We start from the raw sequence: 24,881 nt of genomic DNA, 5'->3' as shown, positions 1-24,881 counted from the left end.
TGGAAAACTAATTCAACAGGGCAGAATAGAAATGGGAACCAATCTGATAGATGTTGAAAATTATCAAGCAGGAGTTTACTTCTTGAGACTGGAAAACCCTAAAGGACAATTGATAAGAAAAATCATTAAGGAATAAGAATAATCATTTTAAAGTACTAAAGACAAAAAAGGCCATGTCTGTAATGATATGGTCTTATGTTACTAGAAGGAATAAAATATGAAATTCATATTGAATTAGATTTTGGAGATAAGAAATTCAGCTAGGATTACTTGAAGTCTAAAAATCAAATCAAAAATTATACAAGTTAATCCATATAAAATGTACTTGAATATGTTTTTAATGGATATTGATAACAAATTAAAGTGAATTTAAATTGGTTTAATTTGAATTCAAATGCTTTCAATTTGCGTAGAATTTGCTTCAACGCACTATAAAATATGTATTTTTACTCTCATTTGGCTATTAACCTGATTCTAACCTAGATGTCCTACTTTTCTAACTAAATAAATTACAAATGCGTTATTTTTTAAAAACTATACCGTTGCTAACACTAGTGTTTTCAGCAATAGAACTCAACGGACAAATCTTTGTTAATGATGATGCCACAGGTAATAATGACGGGACGAGCTGGGAAAACGCCTATACGCAATTACATGATGCTTTAGAAGTTGCCAATACTGGTGATGAGGTATGGGTAGCTGGCGGTACCTATAAACCTTCTGCTATTCCAGGGAACTGTGTTGGCTGTTCCAATGCAGCTGACTATACGTTTTTAATAAAGGATGGGGTAAGTTTATATGGTGGTTTTAATGGCACAGAAAGTCAATTAGCGGAACGTGGCCTTGATTTCATCCCGAATCTTGATACTTTATCCATTTTAGATGGAAATATTAACCAGGGTGGTTTTACAAATGTGAAGCATGTTGTAATATTTTTTAACAATGGCGGTAATTCAACCATTAATGGCTTTACAATTACTGGCGGTGATACAAGTGTCAGTGGTGGCGCTCCTATTTATTTTGGTAAAAGCGTAGACCCTGATAATGGTGGAGGAATATATGCATTATCATCTGGTTTTGAGAGTACAAGTTATAATGCCGTAATTGCAAACAATGTGATTGGCAGTGATGACCCATTGGTCGATGCAAATACTGCACTTAACGGTGGTGGTATTTATGTAAAAGATGGTAATTTTTTAATACGTAACAATTTAATTGGTTATAACTCAGCAACCAATAATGGAGGAGGTATTTATGTCGCTACTGGTGATTTACCCCCTAAAATTGAAGGCAATGAATTTAGTGGGAATATTGCCAATAATAATGGTGGTGGTGTTTTTGTGTTTGCTGGTAGTGGTGTGTCTGAGATTCAGATAGTAGAAAACGGTTTTGTGTCAAATAATGCCAACAATGGTGGTGCTATTTATCTTCAAGGAGGAACAAGCATCATTGAATATAATGGCATCTTTGTTAATTCCGTGGAAACCAATGGTGCTGGTATTTTTGTTAATGGAGGCGATACGACTATATCTTATAATTATATTGGAAATAATTTCATTAATTCAGTATCTGCACCAGGTAATCCGCCAGCAACTATAGGGCAAGGAGGTGGTATTTACATTCAAGGTGGTGTTAACAGGCTTAACAATAATCATGTCGGGGGTAATAAATCTTTTGAAGGGGGTGGAATTTTTGCTACAGGCTCTACAACAGATCTGGTAAATAATTCTATTTATTTCAACCTCTCCCGGACTTCTGGGGCGGGTTTTGATTTTTCAGGAGTTAATGCAACTTTATTGAATAATACGATCGTTTTTAACCACACGGGATTTATGGATGGTGAATATTCTGGGCTACCATTTCCTCAAGGAGCTGCAGAAAACAAGTTTTCTAATTGCCAAGGCTATTTGGGTAATAATATAATTTGGGGTGAGTATTCTGCTTTTGATTCGGATACCGTTTTATCAAAGGCTAATAACATTTTAAGAAATAACGGAGGGGGTACTGATGTGGATGTTAATCCCTTCTTTTCAGATGCATCCCTAAACGAGCATATCCTGAATTTTGACCCAAATAGCTGCAGTGACTCAAATCCGGAACTTTGCTTTAATCCCTTTGTTTCATTGGTTAGTTTTGGTGATGACGAGTTTCCTTTATTAAATTTTGGCCTTAGACCAGATTCATTTGCTATAGATAATGGTAATACTGCAGCGTATAATAGTATTCCAGGTAATGATGCAGCTACAGATGTTGACGTAATCGGTAAAAGTAGATTCGTTGGACCTCAAATAGATATAGGTGCGTTTGAGTATAGGGATAAGTTTTCTGTCGGTTCAAATGGCGTTACATGTCTTTGTCCTGATGCTGCCATTGGTGAATCTGGTACCTTAAACATTGATGGATTTCCAACAACTTTCACAAAACGCTCTAGAGAACAGCTTGAAGCATTAATAATTAATGACCCTAACGATCCCCAAATTCGTTTAACATGCACAAGTGGGATAGCTGATATGTCTGGCCTTTTTGGTTCAGCGCCAACTTTTAATCAGGATATTTCTTCTTGGGATGTATCTAGCGTCACTAATATGGAAGCCATGTTTATAAATACCGTTGACTTCGATCAAGATATTTCAGTATGGGATGTGTCGCGTGTTACTAACATGAATAGGATGTTTTCAAATGCTCAAGCATTCAATCAAGATATTTCAGTATGGGATGTTTCGCGTGTTGCTGATATGAGTGAGATGTTCTCAAATACTCAAAATTTCAATCAGGACATCTCATTTTGGAATGTTGCTAAGGTAACCGACATGGATTTTATGTTTTTTCAATCCGGATTTTTTCAAGACATTTCTAATTGGTGTGTAGAAGCCATTACAACGGAGCCAATAAACTTTTCTGATGTTTTACTTCCTAGCTTTCGTCCAAATTGGGGAGAATTTTGTCTTTCTTTTGAACTAGACCAAAATGGAGTAACCTGTTTATGCACCAATGCAGCAATCGGTACAACTGATGTTTTGGACATAAATGGTGTTTTTATAGAATTTACAAAACGCTCAAGAGCACAGCTTGATGCACTAATTGCAAGTGATCCAAATGACCCTCAAATAGCTCGTAGCTGTACGAGTGGTATCACTGATATGTCAAATATGTTTAGAAACCTTCCAAGTTTTAATCAAGATATTTCGTCATGGGATGTTTCAAGTGTCGTTAATATGGAAGCCATGTTTTTAAATGCCTCAAGTTTTAATCAACAGCTGAATTTTTGGAACGTCTCTAATGTCACAAATATGTTTGGGATGTTTTCATTTGCGACATCATTTAATGGGGAATTATTTTTATGGGATGTTTCAAATGTTAACACAATGGGCAGCATGTTTAGAGGAGCCTCTTCATTTAATCAGTTTCTAAATTCGTGGAATGTCTCAAATGTCAGTGATATGGCATCCATGTTTGAGGGTGCTACAAACTTTAACCGAAGTTTGGGTGCTTGGGATATTTCAAATGTTATCAATATGTCTAATATGTTTAACAATGTTACCTTATCTTCAGAAAATTATGACGCTCTTTTAAATGGTTGGGCCACGTTAGACGTTGGTGAAACTGCCATACCTCAAAATATGACGTTTAGCGGTGGAAATAGTCAATATTGTAGCGCACTTGGCTCTAGGGAACTCTTAGAAACTACATTTGGTTGGTCTATTACGGATGGTGGGCGTTTGCAGGTTGTTTGGAACGGATCGGTGTCCTCCGACTGGAATACCGCAGAAAACTGGTCAACTAACGCATTGCCTGAGGATTGTGCAAACATAATAATACCATCAGGTACCATTAACCCTTTAGTTATTAGCGGCACATTAGAAGTGCAAAACGTACAACTTAATAGTGGATCCAGTATGACAGTACCCAATGGAGCAACCTTAAACATTAATGGTAATTTAGACCTTTATTCTACATCGGATACATTTTCCAGTTTGTTGGTTAATGGAAACATTTCCGTATCAGGTAATACACGCTATCATAGGTATACAAATGCACAATTGAATAGAAACGATTTAATTTCACCGCCTTTATCGGGACAGAGTTGGTCCTCTTTTTTAACTAACGATAACAACCATAATGCAGCTATTTTATTTAACGATGGCGTGGATATACCAAATACGACCTATTTATTTGGCCCGTTTGAAAAAGGAGCCACAGATGACTACATTGTCTATAATTATCAGGATAACGTCACATTGATATCTGGTAGAGGTTACAGGTCGGCTACTAATACCCAACAAGTGAATGGTAATGGTGAGCCTTTAATATTTACAGGGTCTATTTTAACTGGTAACGTTGATGTTCCAATTATTAATGATGTTTCAGGAAACTTCCCAGAATGGAACCTCATCGGCAATCCCTATCCGGCTTATATAGATATTAATACATTTTTAAACCATGAAGTAAGCCCAGGAGTAACTAACTTAAGTTTATTATCTGGTCCTACTGCAGCAATTTATGGCTACAATGCCAATGACACAAATGGAAGTTTATGGACTATTACTAACCTAGTTGCCGGACCAGAACTTATTGCCCCAGGACAGGGCTTTTTTGTTTCATCTAGTAATAGTTCTGCCAATATTCAGTTTACGCCTAATATGCAGGTCAATGGTAATGCAGACGATTTTGTTTTGGGACGTTCATCAAGTCCGAGTCACTCAATAGATTTGACAATGAACAACGCTGACAGCTCCTATTCAACAGCGTTTTATTTTAACGATATTGCAAGTTCAGGTTTGGATGCAGGCTATGATGCCGGAATATTTGGAGGTACTCCACCTGAATTTTCAATATATTCTCATTTGGTTGAAGACAATGAAGATATGGCAATGGCAATTCAAACTTTAAATACTAGTGCTTTAAATAATGTTGTAATTCCCATAGGTGTAAAGGCCAATCAAGGACAAGAATTAAACTTCATTTTAAGTTCTATATCATTACCTTCTTCTGTAGAGGTATATCTAGAGGATGCTTTGAATGGTACGTACACTTTGTTAAACATATCTACATATACAATAACAGCAAACGAGGAAATTAATGGTACAGGGCGTTTTTATATTCATTTTACAGAAAGTAGTTTATCTCTGGAGAATAACAACATTAACAAATTGAATGTATACAGTAATCCAGGAGAGGGCACTATTATCATAGAAGGCACTTTGCAAAACGGAACACAAGCCAATATTTATGACTTACTCGGAAGAAATGTATCATTGTTAAAATTAGACATCTCTATAACACGCAACATCTTAAAATTAGACGGACTGAATAGTGGTGTTTATATCATTAAAATAGAAAATGGTGTAAATAGTGTTTCTAAAAAGGTAATTATTAAATAAATTCTAAAAGTAGTCAAACCCTGTTATCATTATCATCATTTATCGGGCCTAGACAGTGTTCGGTATGTACTGGTGAATCTATAGTGAAATGAATTTTTCTGTATCGCATAGTGACATAGTATATAAATATTTAAACATTAACATACAGTAAACCCACACGTTTTTTATAGATAAAAATAAAAAACAACCTTTTTTGTTAATGTGTACAACTAATTGTTGCAACGAGTTTGTTACTCTGTTATGAAACATAATTCATTAGTAGAGAAACATACTTCGTTACTGGTGAAACATTAATCGTTAAAAATGAAGGATTCTATGATCAATTGCGACACTTTGATTAACTACCGTAGTGTTTTGACAGACCGATGAAATATCCTGAAGCTTTGATAAAGCTATGTAAATTGTCCTAGACACAAGTTTTTTCCGTCTATTTTTAGTTATCAATAACTTAATAATTAATCAACACCAAAATTTCTAGTACAAATCAAAAGAAAAAGCTAGTTAAACCACCTTTTTTAATTTAAGTTTTAACAGGTATAATCTGTTATTTCACGAATTAGACCAAACTTTTTATCAAAAAAAAAGAAGCAGCACTTACCACTAAAAAAACAAAAAAAAATACGATCAAATTCTTCTATTTTTTTGAAAAAAATATGTTTTGAAAAAGACTACATTTTTAACTAGTAAATTTATGTTTCTATGTCATTGATAAAAGTTGGCTGTAGGAGTTAGGATAATTATAAATATTTACATCTTACGATAAAAGTCGAACCAAAATCTGTTGTTTAAAAATAATTTTATACATGAGATTTCAGTACGACTTTTTTTTAGTTTGAAAAAGCAATTAGATTATTTGAAATTTCAAAGTTTGAATATCAGTTTTGTTAATATTTAAGGACAGATGTGCTTTTCAATTATATAATCTGTTATCGGTTTCAAAGTTTTACCAGTTTCTGGATGCAATCCTAAATCCGTGAAAAATTCATAGTCTTTATTAGTATTCTTTCCGTACCAAATAAGTACAGTTCCATCAGCATCAAAAAACTGATAGTCACAAGTTGGTTCTATTTTCTTAAAATTATCAATCCGTTCTTGTTTATATACTTTTAAGTCACTTAGCTTATATTTTTCCAAATTAAACTCAACTTCTTCATAATGATCATTATTCCAGATCATAAGTCTTGGTTCATTTTTTTTGAAAAATAAAATGGAAACTATAAATATGCTAATTAAGACAATTAAACCAATGATATTGTATTTCTTTGAAGCTCTTAGTTTTGGATGACTGTTTTTAGTTTTCACATAGTCTTGGTAATTGGAATAACCAATAAACTGGCATAAAGAATTAATAACATCAGTTCGAGAAATACTTATGTCCTTTTCAGGATCTTCTAATGCATCCTTATAATAATTTCTGAGAGTTCTTGGGTTAATTTGGATTTTACAATCTTCATTTATAAAGATGGAGATATATTCAGATATGGCATTGTCAGATGGATTTGTAGATCCTTGTTCAATTAAAGCTTCCTTACCTTTTTTATAAGCATCAACTATCAAATCTTTAATCATCTTGAATCGTTTATTAGTGGATTTAAAATTAAAGATTTAAGAATGAAAATACATGGAAAATATTTTCCAATAACTTTCATAAACGTTTCCTTTCCTTTTCCAATAGTTCCAGCAATATCTTTTTTCATTTGTTCGAGAATTAATTACCGCCTTAGGCGTAATAAGGCTTACGCAATTTAATTCTATCTGGTGTTGAGAAGCTAGCCTCTGTTTTAAATGGGAAGTTAAAATAGATCTACTTATCGGCCCAGTACTTCCCGATCACAGCGGATTTCCACTGTTCTCATCAAGTGTAGCAGTAGAATTTAGGCTCACGAAAACTTGAGCAGCTACACTATTGTTTAATCTGAAAATTTAATACAATGAAAAAAGTATATATTGTTGTTGTTGCCCTAATTTTAAATACCGTCGTTGTGTCTTGTACACCTGAAAGTATTGTAGATCGCGTTGAAAATACCGCGTGCTGTGGTGAAGAGGGAGAAATTCCGCCACCTCCGCCACCTCCGCCACCAACAGGGTCTGGTGATTAATATGAAATAGTTTTTAAATTTGAGGAATGAAACCATTAAAGCGATCATTCCTCTTTTTATTATATTTCTCTTTAGCTATATGTCATTCACAACGGGCTGAGGATAGTTTATCACATTACAGTTCCATTGCACTCCACCCTAAGCAATCAGAAGAGTTGATAGCTGCCTTTAAATATTTCAATAAGCGATTAGATGATTCAAAGGCCTCCAAAGATTTTCACACTCAATTAAATAGCCTCTATTATATATCGAGTATTAATTACAAAATAGGTGCATATGGTGCAAGTGAAGAAGCAGCTGTAGTTGCGATTGATATTTTAGATAAAAACTCAGAAATTACAAATCAACTAGCCTACAGAAGAAGCTTTTATAATCTTTTGGGTGTAGTGTATACAGAACAACAAGTTTATACCAAGGCAGTAGAACTTTATGAGCGTGTATTGAATATAGCAAGTAATACTAGGGATAGTGTTATAGTTTACAACAACATTGCTAATGTTCATAAAAGAAATAATTTAATTGATAAAGCTCATAAAAATTTGTTAGAGGCGTATCAATTAATTCCAAGGTTAAAAGATACCTTGACAATAGCATTAATTTCAAATAATTTAGGCCTAATAAAGACTAAAATAAAACAATTTGATGAAGGTCGATCACTATTATTTAAAGCCTTAGAACTTAGAAATCAATTTCAAGATTCTACAGCGTTGTATAGCAGTTTTTCAAATCTCACAAAATTCTATTTAGCTACCGATAGTATAGTCAAAGCTAAATTTTACGCAACAAAGGCTTTAAAATTTGCCAATCAGCTTCAATCTCCAACATATAGACAAGATGCACTTGGGTTAATGGTTGATGTAAGTCCTGATACCTATGCCAAAGCTTATAAAATTTTGAATGATAGCTTGACTAAATTGGATAGGGTAAGGATAAATAAATTTGCTTTGATGCGATATGATTACTCTGAATATAAAAGACAGGCTTTAGAGAGTCAATTAAGGGAACAGGATCAAAGATCAAGGGCTATAATTTCTACAATAGTAGCACTTAGCATAGGTTTGATATCAATTTTAGTCTTTTTCTTTTTGCGGACGAAGTATAAAAGGGAAAAATTACAAGAGGTCATGGCTACTGAGTCAAGAATTTCAAAACAAGTGCATGATGAAGTAGCGAACAATGTCTTTCAAGTGATGACAAAATTTGAGACAGGGACATATGAAAATAGTGTCTTAGCAGATGATCTTAATCATTTATATTATAAGGCAAGAGATATCTCTAATCAACTGGAAGCAATAGATTCTAAAGCTTCATTCAAAGAAAATCTAGAAATGTTGTTTGAAAGCTATGAATCAGATGAGACAAATATTATCATAAAAGGTTTTGAAGATATCCATTGGGAAAGCTTCTCTTCAATAAATAAGAATATTATTTACAAGGTCCTACAGGAGTTATTGATTAATATGAAAAAACATAGTAGAGCCAATTTAGTCATGATTGCATTTGAAAATAAGAATAAAAAAACACACATAAATTACTCTGATAATGGCGCGGGGGCTGTCCTGGTTAAACATACCGGACTCCATAATACGGAAAACCGTATTAACTCTATTGGTGGTACTATTACTTTTGAAACAGAACCTGATAAAGGGTTTAAGGTGAAAATCGTTATATAACCATGTTCAAAAGAGTCCTTATTAATGATGACCATGATGCTATTGTTGAAAGTGTAGCGCAGATTCTAGATTCAACTGATGTTTCGGAAATAGCTAAGACGCATTACTGCGATGAAGCCTACTTAAAATTGAAAAAGGCCCAATTAGATCAAAACCCATTTGATCTCATCATTACGGATTTGTCGTTTAAGATTGATCATCGTACAGTTGAACTTGTAAACGGAGAAGACCTTATAGCAAAGATCAGGCAAGATTTTCCTGATATGGCTATAATTGTATATTCAATGAAAGACCAGATACAGAAGGTAAGAACTTTGGTCAAAAAATTTCACATCAATGCCTACGTTTGTAAAGATCGTAAAGGTTTAAAAGAATTAAGCGAAGCTTTAAAAATTGCATCTAGCAATAAAATATATCTTTCACCTCAAGTAAGTAAGGCGCTCCATCCAAAATCTAAAATGGAGATTGATGATTTCGATATTCGGCTCATAAGCTTACTTGCCAGAGGATATTCTCAAGACGAAATCAGTACTGATCTAAAAGAACAAAATATCTCTCCCAATAGTTTGAGTACTATTGAAAAACGTCTTAACAAATTAAAAATTCAATTTAGGGCTAACAACACAATTCATTTAGTAGCAATAGCAAAAGACTTAGGATTAATTTAGTTTAGTGCGGATATCCGTAATTTAATTTTAAACTTGATACATACATTTGAATAGAATCTAATTTTTGGATTGGTTCAATTAGAATTATTATTAATTCTTAGGGGAATAAAAAGGCGTGTAAATCTTACACGTCTTTTTTTGATTTACGGTAAACCGTAAGGAAATTTTTGGTTTTGAATTTATGTTTGATAAATAATATAGCATAAAACACAAATCCTTTAAATTGATTTATAAAATACAGCAAAAAAGAAATCCTGAATTGCTTAATGGTGCACATGGTTCATATGGCGCATTGTTATTCGATAAAAGATGGAAAGATAAAAGAGCTTTAATTATTTCTAGGGATAAAAATTGCTGTAGGGTATGCAATTCTGAATCTTCCTTACAAGTTCATCACAGACAATACCATTTCAATCAAAAGTTGAGACGATTTAAAAAACCATGGGAATATTCAAATAGCCTACTAATCACATTATGTGAAACATGTCATAAAAAAGGACATCAACTTTATAAAGTACCAATCAAATACATTTAAAAATGGGATTATTTAGTTTTTTTAATAGAAAAACGAAACAAGCAAACGATAATGTTCCCTCAAAGGAATTATTCATAGAGGAGAGTGATGCGGACGTTTCTGATAAGTCTTTACCGTCAAATATTGTCAATCTAGAATCTATTTACACTTATGCATCAACTGATTTTGAGAATAAAGGTTATGATGATGCAATAGTTAATCCTGATTTGTCATATAGTAAGGATAATTTAAAACTCTTAAGGTATGATCTTCAAATATTGATAAAAAGAGCTTTTAGATGCTATGAAGATTATATAAAAGACTTAAAATTCCACATAGAATCCAGAAAAAGTGCTGGCTTAATTGATACGGTTAATCTTCTAGAATCAAAGCTCTCTAAAGTGCATGACGCAATTGAGGAGCTTGAACTCATTGAAAAAGAATTTGAAGAAGGTACTGGACTAGTAGAACGTATTAGTCTATCATACCAGAGGGGCTTTTCTCGTGGCTTGGCTGCAATGTCGGATGAAATTCTTGAAAGAAATGTTTAAAAATTGGTGGATAAGATTAGGCTGCTTTCTTTGTGGATATAATTATTCACTTTTAAAATCTTGTAGTGAGGCAAGTAAGAAAGCTGTTAAAAAATATACGGCTGCTTTACTGATTGTAATGATGTTATGGGCATTAATAGGATTTTTATTTACCAAAGAGTATTTAAAATTTGGAGATTTTGGTTCTTCAATTGCTGCCATAATTATGGTAATCATTATTGTTCAGGTTGAGAGACAAATAATATTAGGTACAAAGAATACGTATTCAAAATGGTTCAGAGTCATTATCGGATTTATAATGGCAGTTTTGGGTTCCGTAATTGTTGACCAAATCATCTTTAGGGAGGATATTGAAAAACAAAAGTTATTTACTGTTGCGAATGAAGTAAATCGATTGCTACCGCAAAGAACCAAAGAGATTAATGATCAGATTCACGCCCTAGATAGTATACTCAATGGAAAAGAATTAGAGCGTATTTTATTAATAGAAGAAATAACACAGAATCCAACCATTAAAATTCCTTCTAGTACAACAAGTTTAGTGCCAGAGAGAATTGAGACTAAACAAATAATTGATGGGCAGGAAGTGACTGTTTATAAGGATACTACATATGTCAAAAAATCCTTTACAACCAAGTCTATGACTAACCCTAAGGTTGAGTTTATACCTACAATTAATGAGCAAATAGAAAAAATAAGATACAACAGGAGCGAATTATCAAAACAATTGATTGATGTCAGGAAAGGATTGAGAGCAGAACTACTGGAAAAGAAAGGTTTTCTGGATGAATTAAAAGTAATGTTTCAAATTCTTGTTTCATCCAAAATTTCAATGGGTGTTTGGATTTTATGGTTTATATTTTTTCTTGCTATCGAATTATTTGTTTTGGTCTCAAAATATGGTGACAAAGAGAATGATTATGATAAGATGATTGAACATCAAAAAGATGTTAGAATTAAATCAATAGAAGCTTTGATTAGTTAACCTTTTAGTATATTTTCAAATCATGTTTCGATTTTATTTAATTTCTTTCTTCATATGTATCTGTTCAATTTTATATTCTCAGGAAATTGAAGGTAAAGTAGTAGCCATAACCGATGGCGATACCTTTAAACTACTAACTCATGATTCAACACTTATAAGAGTTAGAGTCGCCAACATAGACTGTCCCGAGCGTAAGCAACCATTTTCAAAAAAGGCCAAGCAATTTACCTCAGATGCTATATTCAATAAACAAGTTGAATTGAAGGTTTTGAAAAAGGATCGTTATGGACGTTCAATAGCTTATGTGTTTTATGATAATAAAAATTTAAGTGAAGAGCTGCTAAAGGCTGGTTTGGCATGGCACTATGTAAAGTATTCTGATGATAAGACGTTACAAAATTTGGAGGATAAAGCTAGAAAAGAAAAAGTGGGCTTGTGGATCGAAGCTGATGCAATTGCACCATGGGATTGGAGAAGCTCAAGAAAAAAAAGGAAGCAACAATGAAAACAATAGCACTTCATTTATTCTTTCCAGTTATAGTATTGTCTTTCTTATTATCGGGAAATTCTTCATTAAATACTGACTCAGTTTACATATGCAATGGAAAATACAGTACAAAGTACCATTATTCTAAATCTTGCCGAGGCCTTTCAAATTGTAAAAGTAAAATCTCAAAAATTAGCTTGTCAGAAGCAAAAAAAATAGGCCGTACCATTTGTGGTTGGGAAGACTAGTTTTTTCATCAATTACGGAATACCATAAAGTATTTAAGTTAATGCTACTTAATTTGGTCAATGTCAACTTGAAACCAAATTATTTTGTTATGAGAAAATCACTTTTACTTATATTAACGATCGTCATTTCATTCTCTTGCTCAACACCATTAGATAAAAAATATAGTGATGAGACTTTTGAAGCCGACTTAAAAGAAATTAAAGAAGATGGGAAATTATCTGAAGATGATGCAATGACATTAGCAGGCTGGATCGTACGTGCAAAATTAAAAGGGGAGAATCTTGAAGGAAAATCCTATAACGAAATTATAAAGGAAGCAAAGAATTACAAAAAAGAACAAGAGTTATTAACAGAAAAGGCAAAATTAGAGGAAGTAGAAAAAAGGCAGCGAATGGGGCAGGTTTTGATTGTGGCTCTTTATGATAAAGGCTATGAAAAATACGATTACAAAGATTACCTTACATATAGTTTTGCCTTTGAGAATAAATCTAATAAAGATATTAGAGCATTTAAAGGAACAATTTCTATACAAGACCTTTTTAACTCAGAGATAAAATCGATTAGCCTTACTATAGATGATCCTATAAATGCAGGGTCTGTTTTCAAAGGAACATATACGACAGACTATAATCAATTTAGGGATGAAGACGTCAGGCTAAGAAATAAAGATTTGGAGGATATTAAAGTGGTCTGGACTCCAGAAAAAATATTATTCGCTGATGGGACTTCAATGGAGTAAGTATAACTATTAAAATGAATAACACATCGTTTAATCTTTTAATTACCATGCATGAAACTTACTAGTATATTAATTCTCGTGTTATTTTCTTTTAAACTCGGTACTGCCCAAACGTTGCATTTGTATGGTGGAGAAAACCATGATGAATATTTGGGTTGCTTAAACTGTGATAAGTATAGTTCTTCTTCCATTTGGAATGAATACGGAACCTATGGAAGCAGGTATAACTCAAACTCCATTTGGAATCAGTATGGAACATACGGCAGTGATTATAGTTCATCGTCTCCTTGGAATACCTATGCTTCAGATCCTCCGGTTGTAGTAGATAAAGATGGCGGGTTTTATGGTTATTTTACGGTAAATGAATATAAGAGTAAAAGAGCCACTTTCGATTTGGCTTTGGTCATTTATAAGTACCATAAGGAGATAAGAGAGAATGTAGGGGAGTGGTATGATGAAATATTTGATTAAATAATCAATTTTTCTATTTTTAAGCACCCAATTGAACCTACTATGTCCCTAAAATCTTCCCACCTCAATTACTTAAAAGTAAAAGGTGAATTCAAAATCGCTTGCTCATTACGCATTTTTACCCAAGAAGAAATAGAGTTATTGAAACAGTTTGGTCACTGGTTTGAAGGATTAGCTAATGGCGATCTAGAACCTTTCACCGAAGTTCAAAAGTCTTTTGTTAGGGTGTTTACAGAAAATATGACTCCTCAAACCAAACATGAGTTATTATGGTTTAAATACTTAGGCCGGTTAAAGCTGGAGCAAGAAAATCCGGAAAAGTTTAAGCTTGATTATAGTTACGAAGAACAAGGATTTCATACACGCGAAGATTACTATAAGCTCCATCCTCACCGCCGAAACAGAAATTAATTCTCTTTAAAATCACATATTGTTATGGTAATCCGTAAAGACTTATTCGGAAATACAACTAATTTTAATTGTTTAAATAATGGCTTTTTTTATCTTTAAAGTCCCTTAATTAATTTCTCGTTGACTTTTAGAACCTTATAATTAAATGCTTGCTTTTAAACAACTAAAGAATGTTTGTAAAGATGTGTAGCTACAGAAATCTATGTGAATTTGTAAATATGATTTTGATTAATGAATGTAATCAATAGTTTATGAAAGATAAGAAGGATAGTTTAAAGTCAAATTACAGTAGACATATGGATTTGGATGAGGCAATAGAAATTGTCACTATGCTGATTAATAATATAAATCCGATAAACAATAAACCATATGATGATTTGGGTGTTTGTTTAAATGAAACAGTTAAGGAGGCGTTAAAATCTTTAATAGACATTAGAATAAGCACAAAATCCAAAAAGTCTTATTATAAAAAGCAAAAGAATAGTAAACCGGTCAGAAAATATATTCAGCGGTCACTAAATAAGATTAATTTAGATAATAAGGATCAATCAAAGTTTTTATCTGCTACTAGTCTGGGTAAATTAAAAAATAAGACATACACAGAGGTTATATCAATAATGAGAAAAAATGAACTTATTTTAAATGCAGATGAAATAACCTTTAAAGGCCAAGAGCGAGGCTTAAAATTTAAACAAAATAGTTCTGGTATAAAATGGATCGTCTATCCAGAATCTTTATCAGAATTACTATAAAACGAACAAAGAACTAACTAAATGTCGGAAGACCAACAACAACTACATCAAACCCTCTGGAACATCGCTAATGACCTTCGTGGTAATATGGATGCCGATGATTTCAGGGACTATATACTAGGTTTTATTTTTTATAAATACCTAAGCCGAAAAATGACCCTGCATGCCAATAAAGCTTTGGCACCAGATGGCTTAACATACGATCAAGTCATGGGTCATCCACAAGAAGCCGATTTAATTGATGCGCTAAGAAGCGATGCTTTGGATGCTCTAGGCTACTTCCTTAAACCAACCGAACTTTTTAGCGAACTCGCTAAACGCGGTAATTCTGGAGGAGTGAACAAGTTCATTTTAGAAGACTTGCAAAAGGTGCTTACCAATATAGAGCAAAGCACTATGGGAAGCGAAAGTGAGGACGACTTTGGTAACCTCTTTGAAGACTTAGATTTAACATCAAGCAAGCTCGGTAAAACCGAAGAAGCCAAAAACGAACTCATCGTAAAAGTCTTAACCCATTTAGAAGGCATCGATTTCGATTTACAGAATACAGAGAGCGATTTATTGGGCGACGCTTACGAATACCTCATTGGGCAATTCGCTTCAGGCGCAGGAAAAAAAGCCGGTGAATTCTATACACCACAACAAGTCTCAAAAATATTAGCGCAGTTGGTCACTACAGGCAAAGACCGACTCAAAAGTGTGTATGATCCAACTTGCGGTTCGGGTTCACTGCTGTTGCGCGTAGCAAAGGAAGTCAAAGAAGTTGGAGGCTTTTACGGACAAGAAAGCAACCCAACGACTTATAACTTGGCACGTATGAACATGATAATGCACGATGTGCATTACAAACGTTTCGATATTTATAACGAAGACACTTTGGTAAACCCATCACCAAAGCACAGCGACATGAAATTCGAAGCCATTGTTGCTAATCCACCATTTTCAGCCAAGTGGAATCCCGATGCTATTATTAGCGATGAGCGCTTTTCACCTTACGGTAAAATGGCACCAAAGTCTAAGGCCGACTTTGCCTTTGTGCAACACATGATTTACCAGTTAGACACCAACGGCACCATGGCCTGTGTACTGCCACATGGCGTGTTGTTTAGAGGCGCTGCCGAAGGCCATATACGCCAATACCTTATAGAAGACACCAACCAGCTCGATGCCGTCATTGGCCTACCAGCCAATATCTTTTACGGTACAGGCATCCCAACCTGTATTTTGGTCTTAAAAAAGCAAAGGCAAAACGCTAACGACATACTATTTATAGATGCCAGTAACGCTTTTGAAAAGGTAAAAACCCAAAACGTCCTTTTGCCAAAACATATAGATAACATAGTAAGCACCTACCGCAATCGCGAAACCAAAGACAAGTACAGCTATGTAGCCAGTTTAGACGAGGTACGTGAGAACGATTACAACCTCAACATCCCACGTTATGTTGACACCTTCGAAGAAGAAGAACCTGTAGACCTACAAGCTGTGTCACAGCAGTTACAGCAGTTGGAGCGAGACCTGAAAGAAACCGATGCCACCATTGCCGACTATTGCCAGCAATTAGGAATCGATACACCATTTTAAAAACACAAAAGCTAATGTCAGTTCGAGCGGAGACGAGAACGCGGTAGCATGCATATATGAACACCGAAACACTACATACCAAAACCGAAAAACAGTTAGTACCGCAATTGCGGTTTGCTGAATTTGAAGAAAATTGGGAAACTTCACTATTCGATGATTTAGTATTTATTGTAAATGGACAAGTGGATCCAAAAATCGAACCCTATTGTCATTATCCACATATAGGTCCAGGAAACATGTCATCAATGACAGGTGAACTATTAGCATACCGAACAGCAAAAGAAGACCAACAAACAAGTGGAAAATATTTGTTCAATGAAGATCACGTCCTTTACGGCAAAATTAATCCACAATTGGGAAAGGTGGTCTTTCCCAAATTTATAGGAGTTTGTAGTGCTGATACTTATCCAATTGAATGTAAAAAACAAAAATTGACCCCTTATTTTCTAAAGTGTCTACTTATGGAAAATAGGTTTTACAAATACTCTGTTTCAGTTTCTCGAAGAACTGGAATGCCTAAGATTAATCGAGAGGAACTATCAGCTTTCAGATTTAGATACCCAACCCTTCCTGAACAACAAAAAATCGCCAGTTTTTTAAGTAGTGTAGATACCAAACTACAGCAACTCACCCAAAAAAAAGAATTACTTGTGCAGTACAAAAAAGGCGTGATGCAACAACTCTTTAGCCAACAATTGCGCTTTAAACAAAAAGATGGTAGTGACTATCCAGATTGGGAAGAAAAGAAGTTGGGCGAAGTTGCAGAGCGCATGATATTAAAAAATACCGATAACCAAATAACATTTGTTCTTACAAATTCTGCCATACAAGGTATTGTAAGTCAACAAGATTATTTTGATAAAGACATAGCCAATCAAAGTAATCTACAAGGCTATTACATTGTTTCAAAAGATGATTTTGTTTACAATCCAAGAATCTCAACAAGTGCACCAGTTGGACCGATTAAAAGAAACAAATTACAAAAGGGAGTAATGTCACCATTGTACTCAATATTTAGATTCAATGAGCCTTTGTTGGAGTATTTCGAGCACTACTTTGAAACTACGAATTGGCATAAGTATTTACATAGTGTCGCAAATTTTGGAGCAAGACATGACAGAATGAATATTACTAATAGTGATTTTTACAAGATGCCAATTCCAATGCCTTGTTTTGAAGAAAGAGAACAAATCGCCAACTATTTAAGTGGTTTAGATACCAAAATAGAAACCCTTGCCCAACAAATCACCCAAACCCAACAATTTAAAAAAGGACTGTTGCAACAGATGTTTGTTTAAAATTTAGTAAATGAAGTTAACAGAGAAAAAATTAAAAGAAATAGGCTTTAAAAAAGTTGTAGGTAAAAAAAGGAAAACCTATAACAGGAAAAAGGACAATGTCACATTATATGAATGTTTAATTCCTAGTTGGTTTGTGCAGTTAGATGATTGGAATGAGGAAAAAATTAATGGAATGACTGTAGATACTGTTGCTGCATTGAATAAAGCAATTAAAGGAAGATAAAAATAAAATAAATAATGCCAGGATATAAAAAAACACCGTACGAGAAACTCATAACAAAGTTAAATCACATTACAAGTGAGGAGCTAGAAGATGTCGATGGTAATATCCAATTGGATGATAATATTTTTATGTCCTATGATGAAAATGAAGTTGTGTATTCAATATATAGGTATTATCCAAATAGTATTGTAAGTGTTGTAGAGGACGATTTCACAGTTAGAATCCCTTTAGAGCATGAAAATTTAAAATATATTACTTCCACAAATCCCAATCCGCCAAAATACGCGCGACCTTTGATACAATTAATGAAAAGTGTATCAGGTCAAGAAATAAATGAAATAATTATTGGTTCGGACGTAAATGCAATAGAAGATGACGTATTCTCAATAACGTCTGAGATTTATGATGATTTTGTTGAAATTAACAGGGAAGAGGGCAAAACAAAATCTGTTCGTGTCAAAAATAGAATGCGTCCGTTTTTAAATGAGAATTATGACCTTGATATTCAAGAAACACAAATTGAAAAAGATTATAATTTGATGCTTCGCGAGGTAATTAATAGTGGTAAAGTAGACCAAAAAGACATTATTGCTCTATCCGCTGAATTAGAAGAAGGCGATTGTACACAGGTTGTAATTGAAAAACAAGTTAACAAACAAGTAAAATGGTTAATTGAAACCATTGAAAAAATACTTGAAGAAGATAATATTACTGTTCCTATTGCAAAAGAATTAGGAAAAAAGCATTTTGGTTATTTGAAACAGGATGTTACTGGTCCAGAGCAACTAATGGAAAAAATCTTAACACAGTACGGACAATCTACTTTGTTCGGTGTGCCCGCACTTCTAAATACTGATAAATATGTTGTTCATACTGGTGAATTATCAAGAAGTCAATTCGATTTGATATTAATCACGCACCTTGGAGATGTAGAAGTGGTTGAACTAAAAAGACCAGACAGGTTCCTTTTAGAATGTGATTGTAGTAGAAAAAAGTTCTACCCTTCAAAGGACTTATCTATTGCAATAGGTCAATCAGAGAGATATATTACTACAGTATTGAAGGATAATGATGATGATTTCAAGATTAAAGGAAAAAAAATTAAAGAATATTTAAACGATGAAGTAGGTGGCTCTATGTATATAGAAAGTGTAAGGCCCAAGGCTATAATCATTATGGGTTCATTTAAAACAATCTTTAAACCCTATAAAGAATTATCTGCATCAAACAAAGCAAAAATATCCAAAGTTGAATATGAAACAAACGGAAACAGAGCTTACACAGAATTGAAAAGCTCTCTTAAAAATATCAGTATAATGACTTATTCTGAGCTGTTAGAACATGCTAGGACTAGACTAGAGTTAACAAAAGAAGATATAGATTCTGATGGAGATACTGCGAAAGATGATGATGACTAAACAATTGACAAATTTTTAATTATGGCAAAACATAAATGGACAAAAAAAGATTGTTTATTAGTAATTACAGAATTTGTTAAACGCTATAAAACTGAAGATTACAAAAACACAGAAAAAGATGTTGTAATGCAAATTGGTACTTCTGCCAGTTCTGTAAAGATGACATGTAAAAATTTTGTACCTCTACTCATAAACCAATTAGAGGGATTTGGTTCAAATATTTCTAAAACACAAGGAGAGGCATTGATGAATTACTTAGAAAACTATAATGATGTAAATCCTAAGAAATTGATATACATTTTTGAAAATTAGTGTCAGAGTAATTTAAAAACTAATTTAATTTGACTTCATTAAAGAACCAAGAATCCGACAAATAATATGATCCCAACAGTTTAAAAAAAAAGACCTGTTATAAAAGATGTTTGTTTAAAAAATGAAACCGATGGACGACAAAGAGAAAATAGTAAAGCTAAAAAAGGAAATAGAAGGATTTGAAAACACCATTTGGGCTTACAAATATGAATTTCACGATATTGATGATAATCGAAGAAAAGAGGTAATTGATTCATTTGAAAAAAAGATAGAATTAGCAAAAGCCAAAATAAAAGCAATTGAGACTAGAGAAAATTTAGAGGATTAACTATGAATTATGTATAGAATAAATAGAGAACAGAACAACATAATTAAACTTGAAGAACGCAAGTTCAGTGAACTTCAATTTAGGGAACGTGAAAATTTGCAGGAATGGATTGCCAAAAATCCAGAAATCCTTGGAGAAGAGTTACTCATCATTCAAAAAGAATTTGATGGCTTTAACGATACCCAAGAACGTTTAGATTTATTGGCATTGGACAAAAGTGGTAATGTAGTTGTAATTGAAAACAAGCTAGACGATACAGGCCGTCATGTGGTTTGGCAGGCGTTAAAATATGTGTCTTATTGTTCAACTTTGTCTACAACACAGATACTAAAAATTTATCAAGAGTATTTAGATGGTCAAAGTTTAGAAGAAGACGCTAAGGATAATGTCCTAGAGTTCTTGGACATCGATGAAGATGGGTTATTACTTAATAGAAATGACCAACGTATCATTTTTGTCGCTAATAATTATCGTAAAGAAGTGACCTCAACTGTTCTTTGGTTACTACAGCACAGCGTTCAGATTCAATGTTTTAGAGCCATTCCCTTTGGTAAAGGAGAGGAACTTTTTCTTCAAATTGAACAGATAATCCCATTGCCAGAAACCAAAGAGTTTATGATTGATGCTATGGAAAAGGAATTGGAAGAAAAAACTAAGAGTAAAAAAGTGGCTCAAACTGAAACACAACTAGTAGAATTCTGGAATAAATTAAAGTCAGAACTTCGAAATCGTAAAATGGATTTGTTAGATAATGTAAACGCAAAACCTTATTTTAATATAAGTACTTTGAAAGGTAGAGGTTCATTTGGGTTTTGTATTGGTCGCAACGGTTATCGTGTAGAACTTTATATTGGTCAAGACGAGGACAAGGTGTTTTTTGATGCAATGCGCAAATATAAATTAAAAATTCAAAATGAATTCAAATTGGGCGATATGGTTTGGGAACGACTAGATGGAAAAAAAGCAGCACGTATTAAATTTGAAAGGTCAGCATTAGATATTACCGGCGATGTCGATGGTTGGAGAAAAAATCCTGAAGCTATTATAAATTGGTATTGTGATGTAATGAAACCATTTTATGACGTTCTTTTACCTTATTGGATGAAGGTTAATAATGAAATAGACTAATGACGAAACAAACCGAAGCCATATTAGAACAAAATCTCATTAACCACCTTATTGGTTTGGGTTATACATCTGTTGTTATACCGGATGGTTCGGCTTTGGTAAATAACTTAAAAAGCCAATTAGAGGCGTTTAATCAAGCACAATTTTCAGATAAAGAGTTTGAGACCATCCTTAATCATTTAGCCAAAGGCAATGTCTTTGAAAAAGCCAACACTTTAAGAGGGCGTTTTCAGTTCACAAATGATAAAGGTGAGCCAACCTATATTCGTTTTTTTAATTCGGAGGATTGGACCAAAAATCGGTTCCAAGTCACCCATCAAATTACCCAAGAGGGTACTTATAAAAACCGTTACGACGTCACACTTTTAGTCAATGGCTTACCTTTAGTTCAAATTGAGCTTAAACGTCGTGGTTTAGAAATCAAAGAAGCCTTTAATCAAATTAACCGCTACCAACGCCATTCGTTTTGGTCTAATCATGGTTTATTTCAATATGTGCAACTCTTTGTCATCAGTAATGGCGTAAACACTAAATATTTAGCCAATAACGCTTTGCAATCTGTAAAGCAAACCTTCTTTTGGTCTGATGAGCATAACAAAAACATAAAGGAACTTCCGGATTTTACAAATGCGTTTCTACATCCGGACCATCTGGGCAAGATGCTCGCCAAGTACATTGTACGAAATGAGACGCACAAAATTCTTATGATTTTGCGTCCTTATCAGTTTTATGCTGTTGAAAAATTGGTAGAGCAAGTAAAAACTTCTACAGATAATGGTTATATCTGGCATACCACAGGTTCTGGTAAAACTTTGACGTCTTTTAAGGCGAGTCAAATCATTATGGATTTGCCTTCGGTAGATAAAGTACTATTTGTTGTAGACCGTAAGGATTTGGACTACCAAACCATGAAGGAGTTTAATAGCTTTAAAAAGGATAGTGTAGATGTAACCAACAACACCAATAATCTTGTAAAGCAACTCACAGATGATTCTAAATTGGTACTTACCACCATTCAGAAGCTCAACAATGCTATAAGCAAGGACCATTATAAAAAGAGGTTAGCGTCTTTAAAAGACAAGAAAGTTGTTATCATCTTTGATGAGTGTCATCGTTCTCAATTTGGCGAAACCCATCAACGCATCACCGAATACTTTACCAACAATCAACTCTTCGGATTTACAGGTACACCAATATTTGCAGACAATGCCTCAAAAAACGATTTAGGGAAACGTACTACTAAAGATTTATTTGGCGAATGCTTGCACAAATATGTCATCACAGACGCCATTGCAGACCAAAATGTGTTGAAATTTGGTATTGAATATGTGGGCAAATACAAACAAAAGGGCAATACCTTCATCGATATTGAAGTAGAAGACATTGACAAAGCCGAAGTCTTCGCCGCTGAAAGACGACTAGAAAAAATAGCGGATTATATTATTGCGTATCATGGTCAGAAGACCTTTAACAAAGAATATTCAGCCTTATTTGCAACAAGCAGTATATATACCTTGATTAAATACTATGACATCTTTAAACGTAAAAAAGAAGCCGGAGAACATAATTTGCGGATAGCAACGATATTCTCTTATGGTGCTAATGAAGAAGATAAGGATGCCCAAGATTACCTGCCAGATTACGACTTTGATATTGCCGCAGAGCCACCTTCAAAATATAAAACCAGTCATACGAGAGACAAACTAGATGAGTTCATTGCAGATTATAATGCCATGTATAATACTAATTTTTCTACTAAAGACAGTCAGCAGTTTGAGAACTATTTCAAAGATATCAGTAAGCGTTTAAAGGATAGGGAAAAAGCAACATTCAATGATGTTAAAGACCGTTTAGACCTGGTTATTGTGGTCAATATGATGCTGACAGGTTTTGATGCCAAAAAAGTGAATACGCTCTACGTGGACAAGAATTTACGTTACCACGGGCTAATTCAAGCGTATTCAAGAACTAATCGAATTTTAGGCGAGAAAAAATCTCAAGGGAATATTTTGTGTTTTCGTAATCTTAAAAAAGCCACGGATGAGGCCATAACCTTGTTTTCAAATAAGGATGCGAAAGAAGATATCATCATACCACCATACGAAGCCATTGCATCAAAGTTTGATGACGCTTTAGAAAATCTGTTGCAAATCACACCAACTTATCAAAGCGTGGATGATTTGAGAGGTGAGGACCAAGAATTAGAATTTGTTCAGGCTTTTAGAAAGTTATTGCGCGCTAGAAATGTGTTGGAATCTTATGTAGATTTTGATTGGGATGATTTGGATATCGACGAGCAAACATTTGAGAATTATAAGAGCAAATATTTAGACTTGCATGATAAAGTCAAAATGGATCGTCAAAAGCATAAGACTTCCATATTAGACGATATAGATTTTGAGCTAGAACTCATTCATCGTGATCAGATCAATGTCGCCTACATTCTTAAATTATTAGCAAAGTTGAAAGAGGCTAAACAATCCGAAGTACAAGCACAGAAAAAAGCTATTGTTGACCTATTAGCAGGTGAAATTGAATTGCGTAGCAAACGTGAACTCATAGAAAAATTTATAGAAGAAAACTTACCTTATATTGAGGATGTAGATGCTATTCAGGATGAGTTTGAAAACTATTGGCAAGAACAAAAAGTTTTAGCCCTAGCAAAATTATGTGAAGAAGAAAACTTAGATAAGGCCCAGTTTAATGCTTTAATGGACAGTTATATCTATAGTGGTCAAGAACCTATAAGAAATGAAGTTTTTAAATGTTTGGATAATAGACCCAGTATTTTAAAAGCACGCGAAATAGGTGAACGTATTATTTTAAAAATGAAGGAGTTTGTTGAGGTATTTGTCAATGGTATGACAGGTTAATTAACCATATTTAAACGAATTGTAATTGAAAGATAAAGAAATTCCATACATAGAATTATTTACCGATGGTGGTGCTGAACCAAACCCAGGCAAAGGAGGTTTTGGTACCATATTAAAGCATAAGGGCAGACAAAAAGAATTTTTTGGTGGCTATGAATTTACAACCAATAATAGAATGGAATTAATGGCTGTAATTTTTGGTTTGGAAAAAATAAAAACAAAAGCTAAAGTTACAGTGTACTCCGATTCAAAATATGTTATTGATAGTATTGAACAAGGATGGGCTTTAAAATGGAGACAAAATAATTGGATACGCAGGAAAAATGCATACGTTCTAAATAAAGATCTCTGGGAACGTTTATTAGAGGTTTTAGAGAAACATGAGGTTAACTTTAATTGGGTGAAAGGCCACGCTGGTCACATAGAAAACGAACGTTGCGATTATTTAGCCAATTTAGGAATCCATTCTGAAAATAAGGTAAAAGATGATGGTTATTTGGATTATTTAGAAAATATAGAAGACTATCAAGAAAAAAGTATTACAAAAGAAGGCGATTTATGCAGAAAATGTAATACACCTACAATAAAAAAAGTGCCTAATAAACGTAAGGTTAAGAAACACCAAACGTATTATTTTGAATATTATTTATATTGTCCTAATTGCAAAGCTATGTATATGGTCGAAGATGCAAAACGAGAATTATTAGACAATAATAACACCTTATTCTAAAACC

At 33.6% G+C, this 24,881-nt stretch carries 22 protein-coding genes; 21 read left to right on the top strand and 1 reads right to left on the bottom strand.

All coding sequences use genetic code 11. From position 1 onward, the window contains the following. Positions 1 to 10: 10 nt before the first annotated feature. Positions 11 to 136 (top strand): T9SS type A sorting domain-containing protein, encoded by a 126-nt coding sequence (locus ACFQ1K_RS04415; RefSeq protein WP_386133883.1) that lies wholly within the window; start codon positions 11 to 13, stop codon positions 134 to 136. A gap of 379 nt (positions 137 to 515) precedes the next feature. Beyond that, complete coding sequence (locus ACFQ1K_RS04410) at positions 516 to 5,381, top strand: BspA family leucine-rich repeat surface protein (RefSeq protein WP_320556540.1); 4,866 nt, start codon at positions 516 to 518, stop codon at positions 5,379 to 5,381. Positions 5,382 to 6,272: 891 nt separating this feature from the next. Here ACFQ1K_RS04410 and ACFQ1K_RS04405 read toward each other — a convergent pair. Beyond that, positions 6,273 to 6,950: a hypothetical protein gene (locus ACFQ1K_RS04405; RefSeq protein ID WP_320556541.1), complete on the bottom strand. Its 678-nt coding sequence runs from the start codon at positions 6,948 to 6,950 to the stop codon at positions 6,273 to 6,275. 362 nt (positions 6,951 to 7,312) lie between these two features. Between ACFQ1K_RS04405 and ACFQ1K_RS04400 the strand changes: the two genes are divergently transcribed. The 19 genes from ACFQ1K_RS04400 (at position 7,313) to rnhA (ending at position 24,877) form a co-directional block, all read left to right on the top strand. After that, entirely contained in the window at positions 7,313 to 7,480 is a 168-nt protein-coding gene (locus ACFQ1K_RS04400; RefSeq protein ID WP_320556542.1) for a hypothetical protein, read from the top strand. Positions 7,481 to 7,506: 26 nt separating this feature from the next. Beyond that, entirely contained in the window at positions 7,507 to 9,153 is a 1,647-nt protein-coding gene (locus tag ACFQ1K_RS04395) for an ATP-binding protein (protein WP_320556543.1), read from the top strand. A 2-nt stretch (positions 9,154 to 9,155) separates the two neighbouring features. After that, positions 9,156 to 9,821, top strand: coding sequence for a DNA-binding response regulator (locus ACFQ1K_RS04390; protein WP_320556544.1), 666 nt, complete (start codon positions 9,156 to 9,158; stop codon positions 9,819 to 9,821). Positions 9,822 to 10,358: 537 nt separating this feature from the next. Continuing rightward, positions 10,359 to 10,886, top strand: a complete 528-nt coding sequence (locus tag ACFQ1K_RS04385; RefSeq protein ID WP_320556545.1) for a hypothetical protein — start codon at positions 10,359 to 10,361, stop codon at positions 10,884 to 10,886. Next, positions 10,861 to 11,871 (top strand): DUF4407 domain-containing protein, encoded by a 1,011-nt coding sequence (locus ACFQ1K_RS04380; protein WP_386133879.1) that lies wholly within the window; start codon positions 10,861 to 10,863, stop codon positions 11,869 to 11,871. The genes ACFQ1K_RS04385 and ACFQ1K_RS04380 overlap by 26 nt, the downstream gene beginning before the upstream one ends. 22 nt (positions 11,872 to 11,893) lie before the next feature. Then, positions 11,894 to 12,376 (top strand): thermonuclease family protein, encoded by a 483-nt coding sequence (locus ACFQ1K_RS04375; RefSeq protein ID WP_320556546.1) that lies wholly within the window; start codon positions 11,894 to 11,896, stop codon positions 12,374 to 12,376. A 319-nt stretch (positions 12,377 to 12,695) separates the two neighbouring features. Further along, the gene (locus ACFQ1K_RS04370) at positions 12,696 to 13,346 is read left to right on the top strand and encodes a hypothetical protein (protein WP_320556547.1); all 651 of its coding nucleotides are present in this window, start codon (positions 12,696 to 12,698) and stop codon (positions 13,344 to 13,346) included. Between the two features lie 51 nt (positions 13,347 to 13,397). Next, positions 13,398 to 13,817, top strand: a complete 420-nt coding sequence (locus ACFQ1K_RS04365; protein ID WP_320556548.1) for a hypothetical protein — start codon at positions 13,398 to 13,400, stop codon at positions 13,815 to 13,817. Positions 13,818 to 13,859: 42 nt separating this feature from the next. Further along, positions 13,860 to 14,228: a DUF413 domain-containing protein gene (gene maoP / locus ACFQ1K_RS04360; protein WP_320556549.1), complete on the top strand. Its 369-nt coding sequence runs from the start codon at positions 13,860 to 13,862 to the stop codon at positions 14,226 to 14,228. Positions 14,229 to 14,479: 251 nt separating this feature from the next. After that, positions 14,480 to 14,980, top strand: a complete 501-nt coding sequence (locus tag ACFQ1K_RS04355; RefSeq protein WP_320556550.1) for a hypothetical protein — start codon at positions 14,480 to 14,482, stop codon at positions 14,978 to 14,980. Between the two features lie 21 nt (positions 14,981 to 15,001). Then, positions 15,002 to 16,564, top strand: coding sequence for a type I restriction-modification system subunit M (locus ACFQ1K_RS04350; protein ID WP_320556551.1), 1,563 nt, complete (start codon positions 15,002 to 15,004; stop codon positions 16,562 to 16,564). 56 nt (positions 16,565 to 16,620) lie between these two features. Next, on the top strand, positions 16,621 to 17,862 hold the full coding sequence (locus ACFQ1K_RS04345; RefSeq protein ID WP_320556552.1) for a restriction endonuclease subunit S: 1,242 nt from the start codon (positions 16,621 to 16,623) through the stop codon (positions 17,860 to 17,862). 10 nt (positions 17,863 to 17,872) lie between these two features. Beyond that, positions 17,873 to 18,088 carry a hypothetical protein gene (locus tag ACFQ1K_RS04340; protein WP_320556553.1) on the top strand — a complete coding sequence of 72 codons (216 nt, stop codon included), beginning with the start codon at positions 17,873 to 17,875 and terminating at the stop codon, positions 18,086 to 18,088. Positions 18,089 to 18,102: 14 nt separating this feature from the next. Beyond that, on the top strand, positions 18,103 to 19,506 hold the full coding sequence (locus tag ACFQ1K_RS04335) for a Shedu anti-phage system protein SduA domain-containing protein (RefSeq protein ID WP_320556554.1): 1,404 nt from the start codon (positions 18,103 to 18,105) through the stop codon (positions 19,504 to 19,506). A 21-nt stretch (positions 19,507 to 19,527) separates the two neighbouring features. Then, positions 19,528 to 19,818, top strand: a complete 291-nt coding sequence (locus tag ACFQ1K_RS04330) for a hypothetical protein (protein WP_320556555.1) — start codon at positions 19,528 to 19,530, stop codon at positions 19,816 to 19,818. A 121-nt stretch (positions 19,819 to 19,939) separates the two neighbouring features. Further along, the gene (locus ACFQ1K_RS04325) at positions 19,940 to 20,146 is read left to right on the top strand and encodes a hypothetical protein (protein WP_320556556.1); all 207 of its coding nucleotides are present in this window, start codon (positions 19,940 to 19,942) and stop codon (positions 20,144 to 20,146) included. Between the two features lie 9 nt (positions 20,147 to 20,155). Continuing rightward, complete coding sequence (locus ACFQ1K_RS04320) at positions 20,156 to 21,274, top strand: DUF4268 domain-containing protein (RefSeq protein ID WP_320556557.1); 1,119 nt, start codon at positions 20,156 to 20,158, stop codon at positions 21,272 to 21,274. Continuing rightward, on the top strand, positions 21,274 to 24,147 hold the full coding sequence (locus ACFQ1K_RS04315; RefSeq protein ID WP_320556558.1) for a type I restriction endonuclease subunit R: 2,874 nt from the start codon (positions 21,274 to 21,276) through the stop codon (positions 24,145 to 24,147). Before ACFQ1K_RS04320 ends, ACFQ1K_RS04315 begins: the two co-directional genes overlap by 1 nt. A gap of 25 nt (positions 24,148 to 24,172) precedes the next feature. Then, entirely contained in the window at positions 24,173 to 24,877 is a 705-nt protein-coding gene (gene rnhA / locus ACFQ1K_RS04310; protein WP_320556559.1) for a ribonuclease HI, read from the top strand. Positions 24,878 to 24,881 lie beyond the last annotated feature (4 nt).

This window comes from Winogradskyella aquimaris (genome assembly GCF_042676105.1).
GTDB classification, from domain to species: Bacteria; Bacteroidota; Bacteroidia; order Flavobacteriales; family Flavobacteriaceae; genus Winogradskyella; species Winogradskyella aquimaris.
This window is presented reverse-complemented; position numbering and strand designations above follow the sequence as displayed.

Coding starts and splice junctions, on each gene's coding strand:
- ACFQ1K_RS04410 (WP_320556540.1), top strand. CDS start 516: ATGCGTTATTTTTTAAAAACTATACCGTTGCTAACACTAGTGTTTTCA.
- ACFQ1K_RS04405 (WP_320556541.1), bottom strand. CDS start 6,950: ATGATTAAAGATTTGATAGTTGATGCTTATAAAAAAGGTAAGGAAGCT.
- ACFQ1K_RS04400 (WP_320556542.1), top strand. CDS start 7,313: ATGAAAAAAGTATATATTGTTGTTGTTGCCCTAATTTTAAATACCGTC.
- ACFQ1K_RS04395 (WP_320556543.1), top strand. CDS start 7,507: ATGAAACCATTAAAGCGATCATTCCTCTTTTTATTATATTTCTCTTTA.
- ACFQ1K_RS04390 (WP_320556544.1), top strand. CDS start 9,156: ATGTTCAAAAGAGTCCTTATTAATGATGACCATGATGCTATTGTTGAA.
- ACFQ1K_RS04385 (WP_320556545.1), top strand. CDS start 10,359: ATGGGATTATTTAGTTTTTTTAATAGAAAAACGAAACAAGCAAACGAT.
- ACFQ1K_RS04380 (WP_386133879.1), top strand. CDS start 10,861: ATGAAATTCTTGAAAGAAATGTTTAAAAATTGGTGGATAAGATTAGGC.
- ACFQ1K_RS04375 (WP_320556546.1), top strand. CDS start 11,894: ATGTTTCGATTTTATTTAATTTCTTTCTTCATATGTATCTGTTCAATT.
- ACFQ1K_RS04370 (WP_320556547.1), top strand. CDS start 12,696: ATGAGAAAATCACTTTTACTTATATTAACGATCGTCATTTCATTCTCT.
- ACFQ1K_RS04365 (WP_320556548.1), top strand. CDS start 13,398: ATGAAACTTACTAGTATATTAATTCTCGTGTTATTTTCTTTTAAACTC.
- maoP (WP_320556549.1), top strand. CDS start 13,860: ATGTCCCTAAAATCTTCCCACCTCAATTACTTAAAAGTAAAAGGTGAA.
- ACFQ1K_RS04355 (WP_320556550.1), top strand. CDS start 14,480: ATGAAAGATAAGAAGGATAGTTTAAAGTCAAATTACAGTAGACATATG.
- ACFQ1K_RS04350 (WP_320556551.1), top strand. CDS start 15,002: ATGTCGGAAGACCAACAACAACTACATCAAACCCTCTGGAACATCGCT.
- ACFQ1K_RS04345 (WP_320556552.1), top strand. CDS start 16,621: ATGAACACCGAAACACTACATACCAAAACCGAAAAACAGTTAGTACCG.
- ACFQ1K_RS04340 (WP_320556553.1), top strand. CDS start 17,873: ATGAAGTTAACAGAGAAAAAATTAAAAGAAATAGGCTTTAAAAAAGTT.
- ACFQ1K_RS04335 (WP_320556554.1), top strand. CDS start 18,103: ATGCCAGGATATAAAAAAACACCGTACGAGAAACTCATAACAAAGTTA.
- ACFQ1K_RS04330 (WP_320556555.1), top strand. CDS start 19,528: ATGGCAAAACATAAATGGACAAAAAAAGATTGTTTATTAGTAATTACA.
- ACFQ1K_RS04325 (WP_320556556.1), top strand. CDS start 19,940: ATGAAACCGATGGACGACAAAGAGAAAATAGTAAAGCTAAAAAAGGAA.
- ACFQ1K_RS04320 (WP_320556557.1), top strand. CDS start 20,156: ATGTATAGAATAAATAGAGAACAGAACAACATAATTAAACTTGAAGAA.
- ACFQ1K_RS04315 (WP_320556558.1), top strand. CDS start 21,274: ATGACGAAACAAACCGAAGCCATATTAGAACAAAATCTCATTAACCAC.